The organism is Cellulomonas sp. P1_G12_2 (genome assembly GCF_056405535.1).
In genome coordinates this window covers 1-12,687 of record NZ_JBFUBX010000002.1, presented here as the reverse complement: position 1 = coordinate 12,687, position 12,687 = coordinate 1, and the positions used below count along the sequence as shown (strand labels likewise).

At 72.7% G+C, this 12,687-nt stretch carries 11 protein-coding genes, 1 tRNA gene and 1 pseudogene; 7 read left to right on the top strand and 6 right to left on the bottom strand.

Annotated elements, in window-relative coordinates:
- Positions 1-114: 114 nt before the first annotated feature.
- From AC1DXT_RS08025 to AC1DXT_RS08015, 3 genes are read left to right on the top strand one after another with little or no spacing between them, the layout of a single operon-like run.
- A complete protein-coding gene (locus AC1DXT_RS08025) occupies positions 115-705 on the top strand; it encodes a carboxymuconolactone decarboxylase family protein (RefSeq protein ID WP_477060839.1) in 591 nt (196 codons plus the stop codon).
- Positions 706-715: 10 nt separating this feature from the next.
- A complete protein-coding gene (locus AC1DXT_RS08020) occupies positions 716-1,591 on the top strand; it encodes an RNA polymerase sigma-70 factor (protein ID WP_477060838.1) in 876 nt (291 codons plus the stop codon).
- A 24-nt stretch (positions 1,592-1,615) separates the two neighbouring features.
- Entirely contained in the window at positions 1,616-2,239 is a 624-nt protein-coding gene (locus tag AC1DXT_RS08015; protein ID WP_477060837.1) for an FMN-binding negative transcriptional regulator, read from the top strand.
- 40 nt (positions 2,240-2,279) lie between these two features.
- Here the strand turns inward: AC1DXT_RS08015 and AC1DXT_RS08010 are convergent, their stop codons facing one another.
- From AC1DXT_RS08010 to AC1DXT_RS07995, 4 genes are all read right to left on the bottom strand, one after another.
- Positions 2,280-2,900, bottom strand: a complete 621-nt coding sequence (locus AC1DXT_RS08010; RefSeq protein WP_477060836.1) for a hypothetical protein — start codon at positions 2,898-2,900, stop codon at positions 2,280-2,282.
- Between the two features lie 64 nt (positions 2,901-2,964).
- Positions 2,965-3,582 (bottom strand): anaerobic ribonucleoside-triphosphate reductase activating protein, encoded by a 618-nt coding sequence (gene nrdG / locus AC1DXT_RS08005; protein ID WP_477060835.1) that lies wholly within the window; start codon positions 3,580-3,582, stop codon positions 2,965-2,967.
- Between the two features lie 2 nt (positions 3,583-3,584).
- The gene (gene nrdD / locus AC1DXT_RS08000) at positions 3,585-5,792 is read right to left on the bottom strand and encodes an anaerobic ribonucleoside-triphosphate reductase (RefSeq protein WP_477060834.1); all 2,208 of its coding nucleotides are present in this window, start codon (positions 5,790-5,792) and stop codon (positions 3,585-3,587) included.
- Between the two features lie 554 nt (positions 5,793-6,346).
- A tRNA-Ser gene (locus AC1DXT_RS07995) sits at positions 6,347-6,436 on the bottom strand.
- 88 nt (positions 6,437-6,524) lie between these two features.
- Here AC1DXT_RS07995 and AC1DXT_RS07990 point away from each other — a divergent pair.
- Complete coding sequence (locus AC1DXT_RS07990) at positions 6,525-7,361, top strand: NAD-dependent protein deacetylase (RefSeq protein WP_477061622.1); 837 nt, start codon at positions 6,525-6,527, stop codon at positions 7,359-7,361.
- Here AC1DXT_RS07990 and tadA read toward each other — a convergent pair.
- Entirely contained in the window at positions 7,349-7,828 is a 480-nt protein-coding gene (gene tadA / locus AC1DXT_RS07985; protein ID WP_477060833.1) for a tRNA adenosine(34) deaminase TadA, read from the bottom strand. The two genes, AC1DXT_RS07990 and tadA, sit on opposite strands and share 13 nt — an antisense overlap.
- Positions 7,829-7,868: 40 nt before the next feature.
- On the opposite strand from tadA, the gene upp reads away from it, so the two are divergent.
- The 3 genes from upp (at position 7,869) to AC1DXT_RS07970 (ending at position 9,680) form a co-directional block, all read left to right on the top strand.
- Positions 7,869-8,504, top strand: a complete 636-nt coding sequence (gene upp / locus AC1DXT_RS07980) for a uracil phosphoribosyltransferase (protein WP_477060832.1) — start codon at positions 7,869-7,871, stop codon at positions 8,502-8,504.
- 193 nt (positions 8,505-8,697) lie between these two features.
- The gene (locus tag AC1DXT_RS07975) at positions 8,698-8,964 is read left to right on the top strand and encodes a hypothetical protein (protein ID WP_477060831.1); all 267 of its coding nucleotides are present in this window, start codon (positions 8,698-8,700) and stop codon (positions 8,962-8,964) included.
- A 50-nt stretch (positions 8,965-9,014) separates the two neighbouring features.
- Positions 9,015-9,680, top strand: coding sequence for an SDR family oxidoreductase (locus AC1DXT_RS07970; RefSeq protein ID WP_477060830.1), 666 nt, complete (start codon positions 9,015-9,017; stop codon positions 9,678-9,680).
- Between the two features lie 2 nt (positions 9,681-9,682).
- Here AC1DXT_RS07970 and AC1DXT_RS07965 read toward each other — a convergent pair.
- Positions 9,683-12,687, bottom strand: a pseudogene (locus tag AC1DXT_RS07965) (hypothetical protein); the annotation flags it as partial.

The window sequence follows — 12,687 nt, the reverse complement described above, 5'->3', positions numbered from 1 at the left end:
GCGGCACAACGGTCAGGGGTTCCGCCGACGAGCGGGGGCGGCGAACCGAGGCGGGGTGTCACACGCACGCACCGGTCGGTGTCTCCATGTCGAACCATCGACCAAGGAGCAGCCATGACCCCCCAGAACCGTGTCCCCCCGACCGAGATCACCGGCGCCTACGGTGCGGTCGTGAAGCTCGCCGCCCGCAAGATGCTGGGTCAGGTGCCCGACTCCTTGGGAGTGCTGTGGCACCACCAGCGGGTGCTGAAGGACACCATGGGCGTCGGGCGCAAGGTCGAGGGCTGGCGCGAGCTCGACCGGGACCTCGCGTCGTACGCGGCCATGGCCGCCGCCGCGACGGTCGGCTGCACCTTCTGCCTCGACTTCAACTACTTCCTCGCGCACAACCACGGGCTCGACGAGGCGAAGGTCCGGGAGGTGCCCCGCTGGCGGGAGTCGTCCCTGTTCAGCCCGCGGGAGCGCAGGGTGATGGAGTATGCGGAGGCAGCGAGCCTGACACCGCCCGCCGTCACCGACGAGCTCTCGGACGCCCTGCTGGCCGAGCTCGGTCCCGCGGCGCTCGTCGAGCTCGCCGCGCGAGTGGCGTTCATGAACATGTCGGCGCGGATGAACCTCGCGCTCGGCATCCACTCGGAGGAGTTCGCGGCGGCGTGCGGGCTGCCGCCGCTCGGCGTCCGGTCCTCCGTCCAGGGCGCGCCGTAGGCTCGCGCACGTGGCCAGCGACCCCTTCGTGGTGCACCGGAACCTGCTGTTCACGGTCGCGTACCAGCTGCTGGGCTCGGCCGGAGACGCCGAGGACGTGCTGCAGGAGTCCTGGCTCCGGTGGGCGTCGGTGGATCGCTCGGACGTCCGCGAGCCCCGCGCCTACCTCGTCCAGGTGGTGACGCGGCAGGCCCTGAACCACCTCCGGACGGTGGCCCGCCGCCGCGAGGACTACGTCGGCGAGTGGCTGCCCGAGCCTCTGCTGACGAGCCCCGACGTGGCGGACGATGTCGAGCTCGCGGAGAGCCTGTCCCTCGCGATGCTCACCGTGCTGGAGACGCTGGGACCGTCCGAGCGCGTGGTGTTCGTGCTGCGTGAGGTCTTCGACGTGCCATACGACAAGATCGCCGAGGTCGTCGACAAGACCCCTGCGGCGGTCCGGCAGATCGCGCACCGGGCCAAGGGCCACGTCGCCGCACGACGGCCCCGGGTGCGCGTCGTCCGCTCCGAGCACGAGCACGTCGTGGGGCAGCTGGTCACGGCGCTCAACACCGGCGACCTCCAGGGGCTCATGGACGTCCTCGCGCCCGACGTCGTCGCGGTCGCCGACGGCGGCGGGAAGGTTCGCGGCGCGGCCCGGCGGCCGATCGTCGGGGCCGACCGGCTCGCGCGTTACCTCGTCGGAGGGATGTCGAAGGCGGGTGGCGCGCTGCGCGCCTCGCTGACCTGGGTGAACGGGCAGCCCGCCGTCCGGATGGAGCTGGACGGGCACCTCGTCGGCGTCGCCGGCGTCACGGTCGCCGACGGGCGCGTGACGCACGTCTACTCGGTCGCGAACCCCGACAAGCTCGGCCGGCTCGACGAGGAGACCTCCCTCGGCCGGTGACGGGCGCCGTGCCATCATCGGCACGTGCTCCAGAACCCGGCGTTCACCTCGACCGACCGCTCCGAGCTCCGGCGGCTGGTCGAGGAGTACCCCTGGGCGGCCCTCGTCACCTCGACGGAGTCGGGACTGTCCGCGAGTCACTACCCGGTCCTGTGGGACCAGACCGGCGACGACGAGCTCGCACTGGTCACCCACCTCGGTCGGCCGGACGAGAAGAACCACCGGCTCGACGGCTCGGACGTCCTGGTGATCCTGCAGGGCCCGCACGGGTACGTCTCCACCCGGTGGTACCCGGAGGGCCAGTTCGTCCCCACGTGGAACCACGTCACCGCGCACCTCACGTGCCGGCCCGAGGTGCTGTCGCCGGAGGAGAACTACGCCGTGCTCTGCCGCCTGGTCGAGCACTTCGAGGGGGCCGACGAGGGCGCGCGGCTCCTGCCCGCCTACGACGAGTCCGCCCGCGCGGTGGCGCGGGGAACGGTCGGGCTCCGGCTGCACGTGCGCGGCGTCCGCATGCTGCGCAAGCTGAGCCAGAACAAGGCACCCGAGGTGGTGGCCGCGGTGGCGGACGAGCTGGACCGGCATCCGTTCGACCTGCACGCCGCCCTGGCGGCCGAGATGCGTCGAGCGCTGGACAGCCGCGACTGAGCGCCGTCGCAGGGGTTGATCCCACGCCGGAAGCTGGTGGCTAGGACGCCGTCGCCTCCGCGGGTGCTCGCAGGCCGAGCGCGCCCAGCTCGAGCGACGCCAGCGCACGCACGACCTCGGCATCCCCACGCCGCCACGCGTCCGCCGGGTCGTCGCTCACGCGGGCGAGCGCGCGGACCGGCTGGGTCGCGAGCGCCCGCAGGGCGAAGAGGTCGAGGTCCGCGGCCGAGTCGAGGATGCTCGTGGCCGCCCGTGCACGGCTGACGAACCGGATGCGGGAGACGAGCCAGAGCGTCACGACGAGCAGGACCGGGACCGCGGCGATCGTGAGCCCGAGCAGCAGCGCGAGCTGGTCGGCCCCGTCCTGGACCTCGACACCGGCCCGTGCGATCGAGTCCGCGGCGCCACCCGCCGCGGTGAACGGGGCCTGCGCGTCGTCGCCGATCAGCGGGACGCGCGCGACGGTGTCCCCGGCCGAGGTCAGGCTGTCCGACAGCGACGACCCGGCGGCCTCGAGCGTCCGCCCGGGAGCACCGAGCCGACCGACCACCGCGTGCACCCACAGCCCGGCCCGCACCCAGAGGACCACCCAGCAGACGACGAGCAGGTCGCTGACGATCTGGCGGGCACGGCGCCCCGGGGTCTGCGCGTAGAGGATCACGCGGCCATCTTGGCGCGCTGGCGCGCGGCCCGCCGGGTTGCCACCGCCGTGGAACCGGCGCGACTCAGATCATCGCTCGGCGTTCGACCACCGGGGCGAGGACTGCGCCGTCGGCCAGCCCCTCCCGGTGGACGGCGCGCCGCTGCACCAAGGACTGCGGCACGTCCAGGACCCGCTGGTTGCGGGATCCGCGGAATGCGAGCGTGAGGTCCTTCTGCGTGATCTCGAACCGGCCGTCGACCAGGACGTCGAGCTCGGCCAGCAGCGCAGCCTTGTCGTCCTGGCCCGCGTCGGCTTCGCCGAGCAGCTCCTCGAACGTGTACCCCGTCCAGCACCACACGTCCTTGGCCCGGCCGTGCTCGCGGCGCAGCCGGCGTACCACCCGGAGGCACACGTCGGTGTTCAGGAACGGCTCCCCGCCGAGCAGAGACAGACCCTGCACGGCCTCATGGGCGAGGTCGTCCGCGATCCGGTCGGCGAGCAGCTCGTCGAACACCTGCCCGGACCGGAAGCTCCACGCGGCCTCGTTGAAGCAGCCGACGCACGCGAACGGGCATCCGCTGGTATACAGGCTGCAGCGGACCCCTTCGCCGTCGACCATGACGAACGGCTTGTAGTCGGCAACGCGGTCCTGGCTCAGCAGGTCCGACCGCCACTGCCCTGGCCGCGGAGTTCTGGCCATGGTCAGTGCGCCACCCGGGAATCGTCGTCGTCCATGTGCTTGACCCGCGAGGAGATCTCGACGTGCCGCCCGCGGACCATGGGGCGCTGCTGCGGGTTGCCGAGGTAGCCGCACGTGCGCTTGACCACGTCGCACGTACGAGGGTCCTCGTTGCCGCAGGCCGGGCAGCGGAAGCCGCGCTCCGTCGGGAGGAAGTCTCCGCTGAAGTCGCACTCGAGGCAGTGGTCGATGGGCGTGTTCGTGCCGAGGTACCCGACACGGTCGTAGGCGTAGTCCCAGACAGCCTCGAGCGCCTTCGGGTTCTGCTGCAGCACCGGGTACTCGCAGTAGTGGATGAAGCCGCCCGACGTGTGCTGCGCGTACGCGGCCTCGAAGTCGAGCTTCTCGAACGGGGTCGGCGCCTTGCGCACGTCGTAGTGGAACGAGTTCGTGTAGTAGTCCTTGTCGGTGATGTCCGCGACCGGCCCGAACTTCGCCTTGTCGAGCCGGGCGAACCGGTCGGTCAGGGACTCGCTCGGGGTCGAGTACACGCTGAACTGGTAACCGTGCGTCGCGGTCCACGACTTCGCGTGGGCGCCCAGCGTGCGCAGGATCTCGAGCGTGAACTCCTTCGCCTGGGGGTTCGACTCCCATGCGCCGCCGAAGAAGGCGGCGGCAGCCTCGTACAGCCCGATGTACCCCAGGGACACGGTCGCGCGGCCGCCGCGGAACAGCGCGTCGACGTCCTGGTCGGGCGCGAGGCGCTGACCGAACGCGCCGTGCACGTACAGGATCGGGGCGTTCGCGGGGATGGCCTGCTTGCAGCGTTCGATCCGGTACAGCAGAGCGTCGCGCACGGTCGCCAGACGCTGGTCGAGCAGGGCCCAGAACGCGGCCGTGTCGCCACGGGTCTCGAGCGCGATGCGGGGGATGTTCAGGGTGACGACTCCGAGGTTCATGCGCCCCTCGACGACGTCGGCACCGGTCTCGTCCGACCAGCCCTGCAGGAACGAGCGGCAGCCCATYGGGACCTTGAAGCTGCCGGTGATCTCGACGATCTTGTCGTAGCTGAGGATGTCGGGATACATGCGCTTGGTGGCGCACTCGACCGCCAGCTGCTTGATGTCGTAGTTCGGGTCCGTCGGAGCCAGGTTGACTCCGCGACGCAGCGTGAAGATGAGCTTGGGGAAGATCGCGGTGCGCCGCTCGGCGCCCAGGCCGATGATGCGGATCTGGAGGATGGCCCGCTGGATCTCGCGCTCGAACCAGCCCTCGCCGAGGCCGAACCCGACCGACGTGAACGGCGTCTGGCCGTTCGACGTGAACAGGGTGTTGATCTCGTACTCGAGCGACTGCATCGCGTCGAAGATGTCCTTGCGAGTCTTCTCCAGTGCGTACTCGCGTCGGCGCGCCTCGTCCTCGATCCACCTGTCGGCATCCGTGAGGTGCTTGGCGAAGTTCTGCTCGGCGTACGGAGCGAGCAGCTCGTCGATCCGGTTGACCGAGCAGCCGCCGTACTGGCTGGACGAGACGTTCGCGATGATCTGCGTGATCTGTGCGGTCGCGGTCTGGATGGAGCGGGGCGGGTCGACCTGCGCGTTGCCGATCCGGAAGCCGCCCGAGAGCATCGTCTTGAAGTCGATCAACGTGCAGTTCGTCATCGGCGCGTACGGGTGGTAGTCCAGGTCGTGGTAGTGCAGGTCGCCCTTCTGGTGGGCGTTCGCCACGTGCGGCGGCAGCATCCGCAGCCCGATCGCCTTGCCGACGGCGCCGGCCGTCAGGTCGCGCTGGGTGTTGAAGACGTCGGAGTCCTTGTTGGCGTTCTCGTTGACGACCGAGTGCTCCTTGGCGACGAGCTGGCCGACCGAGTGGTTGACGTCGCGCGCCTTGCTGCGGGCGAGGTCACGCTGCACGCGGTAGTCGATGTAGGACTTGGCGACCTCGCCGAGCCCGGACTCCAGCAGGGTGTGCTCGACGACGTTCTGGATCTCGTAGATCTTGACCTCGCCGGTGAACCGTGCGGCAAGCTCGGAGATCGCCTGGTCGACGAGCTCGACGAGGTGCAGCTCGTGCAGCGGTCCGATCTCGCCGTACACGTCCGCGAACGCCTTGGTGAGCGCGGCGTGGATGCGCGAGGTCTCGAACGGCAGCGCCCGGCCGTCCCGCTTGAGGACCACGAAGGTGCTGGTGGCGGCCGAGGCGACGACGGGCGCGGGGTCCAAGGTGGTCATGTCGAACGGCTCCTGGTCCTGGTGGGCGGCGTTGGGCGCAAGCGTGCTGGCCGTCTCGCCCGGCAGCTGGGACGAAGGGCCTACGCCGGGGGGTCGCGACACAACCTGTGGTGTCCGACGCGGTGGCACGGCACAAGATGTGGGATCTGCATGGGTGTCCTTGCCGAGGTCAGACGGGGTGCCGATCCTGCCGAGGGCCGGCGCGTGCGACGTGGGCGCGGGTCGCGTCCGGGCACGTCAGGGCGGGTGAAACTCTCTGGTCGCGGCGTGTCGCGCGCAGGCCCTCGCCTGCCGCCGGCACAGGCCGAGCACGTGCTCGAGAAGCGCCCGTCCGACTCTCTGTCCCCGTGTGGAGAGTCGACCACGACGTCGCGGATGGCGACGCACGTGACGGTCGTCGCCGACCACCGTGTCGAGCCCGATCGAAGCCCGACCGCCCCACTTTCTCGACGAGCTCCAGGAGTGGCCTCGATCGGCGACGCGCGCGAAGACGGAGGATCGGGAACGACGAAGGGCCCCACGTCCGCATGATCACGCGGGTGGGGCCCTTCGGCTGGCGGTAGCGGTGGGATTTGAACCCACGGTGGACTTTCACCCACACACGCTTTCGAGGCGTGCTCCTTAGGCCGCTCGGACACGCTACCTCGGGGAGAACGGTACCTGGTCGGGAGCCTGTCCTCCGAATCGGCGTCGTACGGTGGTCGGGTGAGCACCGCGCACGACGCCGTCCCGATGACTGCCGGATCCCTGGCGGACGTCGTCGAGGTGCTCGCGGGCCACCGCCTGGCGGTCCTCACGGGCGCGGGGGTGTCGACGGACTCGGGCATCCCCGACTACCGCGGCCCCGACTCCCCGCCGCGCACCCCGATGACGTTCCAGCAGTTCACGTCGGACGAGGCCTTCCGCCGGCACTACTGGGCCCGCAACCACGTCGGCTGGCGGCACGTGCACCGGACCATGCCGAACGCCGGCCACCGCGCGCTGGCCGCCCTGGAGCACCGCGGGGTGGTCGCCGGGCTGATCACGCAGAACGTGGACCTGCTGCACGAGGCGGCGGGCTCCCGGCACGTGATCGACCTGCACGGGCGCTACGACCGGGTGCGGTGCCTGTCCTGCGGCACGGTGATCTCCCGCGCGGAGCTGGCCGACCGGCTGGACACGCTGAACCCCGGGTTCACGGAGGCTGTCGCCGACATCGAGATCGCCCCGGACGCCGATGCCGTCATCGAGCAGACCAGCGGGTTCGTCGTCGCGGCCTGCAGCGCCTGCGGCGGGATGCTCAAGCCGGACATCGTCTACTTCGGGGAGAACGTGCCGCGCGAGCGGGTGGAGCGGGCGTACGCGCTGGTCGACGGGGCCGATGCCCTGCTCGTGGCCGGGTCATCGCTGAGCGTGCAGTCGGGGCTGCGGTTCGTGCGGCACGCGGCTCAGACGGGCAAGCCGGTGGTCGTCGTGAACCGCGGGGCGACGCGTGGGGACAAGTACGCGGCGGTGACGCTCGACGCGGGCACCTCGGAGACGCTGACCGACCTGGCCGAGACGCTGCCGACGCCCGCTCAGTCGCGCTGAGCCTCGAAGAAGCGCTGCAGCAGCAGCCCGCACTCCTCGGCCCGCACGCCACCGACCACCTCGACGCGGTGGTTCAGCCGCCGGTCGCGCACCACGTCCCACTGCGACCCGCACGCCCCCGCCTTCGGGTCCCACGCGCCGAGCACCAGCCGCGGGATCCGCGCGAGCACCGTGGCGCCGGCGCACATGAGGCAGGGCTCCAGGGTGACGACGAGCGTGCAGTCGTCCAGCCGCCACCGCCCGAGCGTCTCGGCCGCCGCGCGGAGCGCGATGATCTCCGCGTGCCCCGTCGGGTCGTCCCGGGCCTCGCGCACGTTGCGTCCTCGGCCGACGACGTCCCCGGTCGGCCCGAGGACCACGGCACCCACCGGGACGTCGCCGGTGAGCACCGCGCGGCGCGCCTCGTCGAGCGCGCGGCCCATCGCCCAGGCGTCGGCCGTCTGCTCCGGACGGCGGGGCTCGATCATGGAGGCATCATGGCGCACCCGACGCCGGTAGGTTGAGCCCATGCGCCTGCACGTCGCGGACCACCCCCTGGTCGCCCACAAGCTCACCGTCCTGCGCGACGTCCACACCGCGTCGCCCACCTTCCGGCTCCTGGTCGACGAGCTGGTCACGCTCCTCGCCTACGAGGCGACCCGGGAGGTGCACGTCGAGTCGGTCGACATCGTCACCCCGGTCACCTCGACCACCGGCGTCAAGCTGGCCGACCCGCGCCCGCTCGTCGTGCCGATCCTGCGCGCCGGGCTGGGCATGCTCGACGGCATGACCCGCCTCCTGCCCACCGCCGAGGTCGGCTTCCTGGGCATGCAGCGCGACGAGGAGACCCTCGAGGCGATCACCTACGCCAACCGGCTCCCGGACGACCTGTCGGGCCGCCAGTGCTTCCTGCTCGACCCCATGCTGGCCACCGGCGGCACCCTGGTCGCCGCCATCGACTTCCTGCTGGCGCGCGGCGCCCGGGACGTCACCGCGGTGTGCCTGCTGGCCGCGCCCGAGGGCCTGGCCGTGGTCGAGCAGGCGGTCGGTGACCGGGCCGACGTGTCGATCGTCGTCGCGGCCGTCGACGAGCGCCTGAACGACAAGGCGTACATCGTCCCGGGGCTCGGCGACGCGGGCGACCGGCTGTACGGCGTCGTTTGAGGCGTCCACTCCCTGGGACGGCGACGAATCCTCCTTGGTGACGACGAGCGGGCGTGCGACAGTCGCCCCATGACCACGTCTGCGCTGCGCCTCGTCGCCGCGTATCCGTGCGCGTGTCATCGGTCCTGATCCCCCAGGCCCTGACCCCGAGCGTGGCCCGACCAGCCGCGCACTGCGCACCCGGAGACGTCTCATGGCACTGCCCACCCCGCTGCCCCGCCCCCAACCCGGGCTGCTCCTGTACGTGAGCCTGCCCGAGGGGACCAGCCGCGCGCCCGGTGACCTGGCCGAGGTGGCCGAGGTGCTGCGCGAGTTCGCCACCGAGATGCTGCCCGGCGCGGACACCTACACCGCCCTCTCGCTGGCGCCGGCCGGTTCCGACGACGTGCACCGCCTGGGCGACCGGCTCAGCCACCTGCGGCTCCTCGACGTCCTCGCCGACTCGGGCGACGCCGGCTGAGCACACTCCCCCGGTCGCAGGTCGGAGCACCTGTCCTTACCGTGGAGGGCATGCGCATCGCGATCGCTGGGGGCCACGGTCAGATCGCGCGACTCCTGTCCCGCGGGCTCACCGCGCGGGGGGACGTCCCGGTCGCGCTGGTCCGGCAGCTCGCGCACGTCGACGACGTCTCCGCGGACGGTGCCGAGGCGGTCGTCCTCGACCTCGAGCGCGCCAACGCGCTGGACGTGGCCGAGGCGATCTCCGGTGCGGACGCCGTCGTGTTCGCGGCAGGGGCCGGACCGGGCAGCGGCGCCGCGCGGAAGGACACCGTGGACCGTGCCGCCGTCGCGCTGCTGGCCGACGGCGCCGAGCAGGCGGGCGTGCGCCGCTACGTCCTCGTCTCGTCGATGGGAGCCGGTGCACCACCACCGGCGGGGACCGACGAGGTGTTCGCGGCGTACCTCGTCGCCAAGCGCGCCGCCGAGATCGACCTGCGGACGCGCGACCTCGACTGGACGATCCTGCGCCCCGGTGCGCTCACGAACGAGCACCCGACGGGTGCGGTCCTCCTCGACTCGTCCGTCCCGCGCGGCTCCGTCACCCGAGCCGACGTGGCCGCGGTGCTGGTGGCCCTCCTGCACGAGACGCGGTCGGCGGGGCTGACCCTGGAGCTGGTCGGGGGCGTCGTGCCCGTCGACGCGGCCGTCGCCGCCGTCACCGACAGCTCCGTCTGAGGTCAGCCGACCGGGGGCGCGGACCGCAGGGTGATCGCGCCGATGAGGTACTGGTCCCCGGTCGTCGTGGCGGTCAACGAGCTGACGTCGCACGCGAGCGTCACCTCGGCAAAGCCCTTGGCATCGGTGCCCAGCGAGTTGGCCGCTCGCCAGCCCGTCGCGGTGGAGTCGAACGCGTTGCCGCTCACCCCACCGGACGGCACGAGGGGGTGCGCGCTCCCCAGGCACGTGTCGCCCAGCACGAGACGGTCACCGCCGCTGGTGCGGTCGCCCTCCCACGCCACGACGCCGATCCGGGCGGTGCTGCCCGCCTCGGCGGCGAACTCGAACGCGGCCGCCGCGGCCGACGTCCCGATCCACTTACCGCCGTCGTACACCGTCACCGAGGCGGCCGAGCCGGGGTCGGAGTAGACGACGACCATCGACCAGCCGGCGTAGTAGGTCCGGTCCTTGTCGGTCGCGGTCTTGCTGACGGCCACGTCGGCCACCGACCAGTCGCCCGCGCCGCCGCGCTTGACCTGGTCCGTCACGTCCGCGAACGACTGGTAGTACTGCCGGCTCGCGTTGTCGGTGGGCTGGGCGATCACCGTGCCGGTGACATCCGTGTACGTCCCTCCGGGTCCGCGCAGCCGGGCCGACTCCAGCGGGTCGCTGAACTTGTCGTGCTCGCCCACGTTGGCCGACCAGTACAGCCCCGCGAAGACGATCTCTCGTCCGGCCGGGACGACGAGCCGCGCGGTCGACGACACCGGCACCTTCGTGCGTGGCGTCTTCGGGGCGGGGGGTGCCTCGTCGAGCGGCACCATGGTGAGCGAGTTGTTGTCGCGGTCGCCCTTGGTGAGTGCCGAGACGCACTCCGGCGCGGCCGGGTTGCAGGACAGCAGCGGTGCACCGATCTCGGTCACGTCGGCGTGCGCGAAGCTCGCACGGACGTCCAGCCCGGCCGACGCGGTCTGCACCGGCTTCTCTGCCCGCACCTCCGCGGCGCCGGCGGCGGTGACCGTGACCGAGGCGTTCTCCCTGGCGCTCCCCTGCCACGTGACGCGGACGGTCACCTGGACGGGCGTGCCCACCTCCACCGTGCCCAGGGCGCAGGTGACCGTGCGTCGGTTCGGCGACACGGTGCACCCGGTATCCGCGGCGGCGCCGGGTACGGCCCAGACCTGGACGGGCAGGCGGAGGGTGGCGACCGTCCCGGCGGCGTCGGCGCCGGTCGCCGTCACCGTGAAGGTCGCCTCACCGGTGCCGCCGGTCCGCAGGAGCACCTCGGGATCGTGCTGGCCGAGGGCGAGGACGGGCCCGCGTACGGCGACCGCCACCAGGAACGGGGCGGCAGCGTCAGCGTCGGGCGCCTGAGCCTGGACCGTGACGACACCGCCACCTGCCGGGAACGCACCCGCGACGGCCTGCACGGTGAGGGGCAGCTGGAGCGTGGCACCGGGGTCGATCCGCGCCGCCGTGCACACGACGGTCGGGGCCGTGCCCGCCGAGCAGCTCCATGCGCCGCTCACAGTCGCCGGCGAGCCGAAGCCGAGGCCGTCCGGTCGCAGCGTCACCTGCACGCCCTCGGCCGGCAGCTCGCCGGTGTTCGTGACCGTCAGGGGCACGGTGGTGGGGGTGCCGAGCGCGACGACCGCCGCATGCTGGCCGCTGACCGCCAGAGCGGCAGGACGCTGCAGCGTGAACGGCACGGTCACCGTCTCCGACGACAGTCGACCGCTCGGCGCGAACTGGAGCACGAGCGAGCGGGCGGTCAGGACGTCGGGCGAGCCCGCCGTGAGGCGGAGGGACAGGGGTGCGTCCGCGCGAGCACCGACGGCGACCGTCCGGCAGTCGAGCGCGGTGGTCCCGCTGCAGGTCCACGCCGAGCCGGGTGCGGCGGCGCCGGTGACACCCGTGGGCAGGACGACGGACACCGCAGCCGCACCGGCGGGCAGGCCGGTGCCGCCCACGTTGGCCACCGGGAGGTCCAGCTGCCGGGTCCGTCCGGCGACCAGCGGGATCGTGGCGGGCGCGGTGCGCAGGGTCAGTCGGGCGGGCGACGCGGCGATGACCAGCCGGATCGGCGGCGCGACGTACTGGATGCCGGCGCCCAGGACACGCAGACCGATCTCGCCGTCCGACCGGTCGAACGACTCGTGGATGGAGACGCGCAGCGGCAGGACCGACGTCGACCGCGCCGGCAGGGCGTCGAGCGTGCAGCGCGCCAGGTTCGTCCCGTCGCCTGCCACGCACACCCAGCCGGCAGACGCCGTCACGGCGAACCGCCCGGCCGAGAGCCCGGAGAAGGCGGCGGACGCGACGCCGTCGAGCACGACACCCTCCGGGAGCGTCACCTCGGCCACGAGGTCCGTCGCCGCCGTCCCGCCGTTGTTGCGGACGACGACCGCGAGCTCCTGACCGCCCAGGCCGGCCTCGAGCGCCAGACCGCCGGTCGGCAGCTCGACCGCCACGTCGGCGGGCGTCGGAGCCGGGGGATCCGACGGGTCGGTGGGATCGGTCGGGTCGGTGGGATCCGTCGGGTCGGTGGAGTCCGTGGAGCCGGGGACGCTCGCGGTCAGCGCGCCGTCGGGTTCCCCGGCGTCCTCGTCGAGCACGATCTCGTCGGGCAGCAGCTCGGTGGGCTCCGGCGTCGGGATGTCCGTCGGCTGAGGTACGACCCCGGCCCCGGCCGACGCCGACGGCTCGGGCGTCGGGGTGCTCGGGCTGGCGCTCGGAGAGGTCGTCGCCGTGGCGGTGCTGCCGTCCGGCGAGCTGAGCAGCGTGGCCACGCTGATGACCGCCACGGCCGCGAGCGCGACCCCGCCCACGGTGATCGCGGCGGCGCCGAGCGGGATCGCGGCCAGGAACGCCGCAACGCCTCCGGCGGCTGCCGCACCGCCCGCCGCGCCGGCTCCGACCACACCGACCGCCCCGGTCGCCGCTGCGCCGACCCCGGCCGTCGCCGCCGAGCCGGCCGCCGCGGCGCCGCCACCCGCTGCACCGCCGGCTCCCGCAGCTCCCGCAC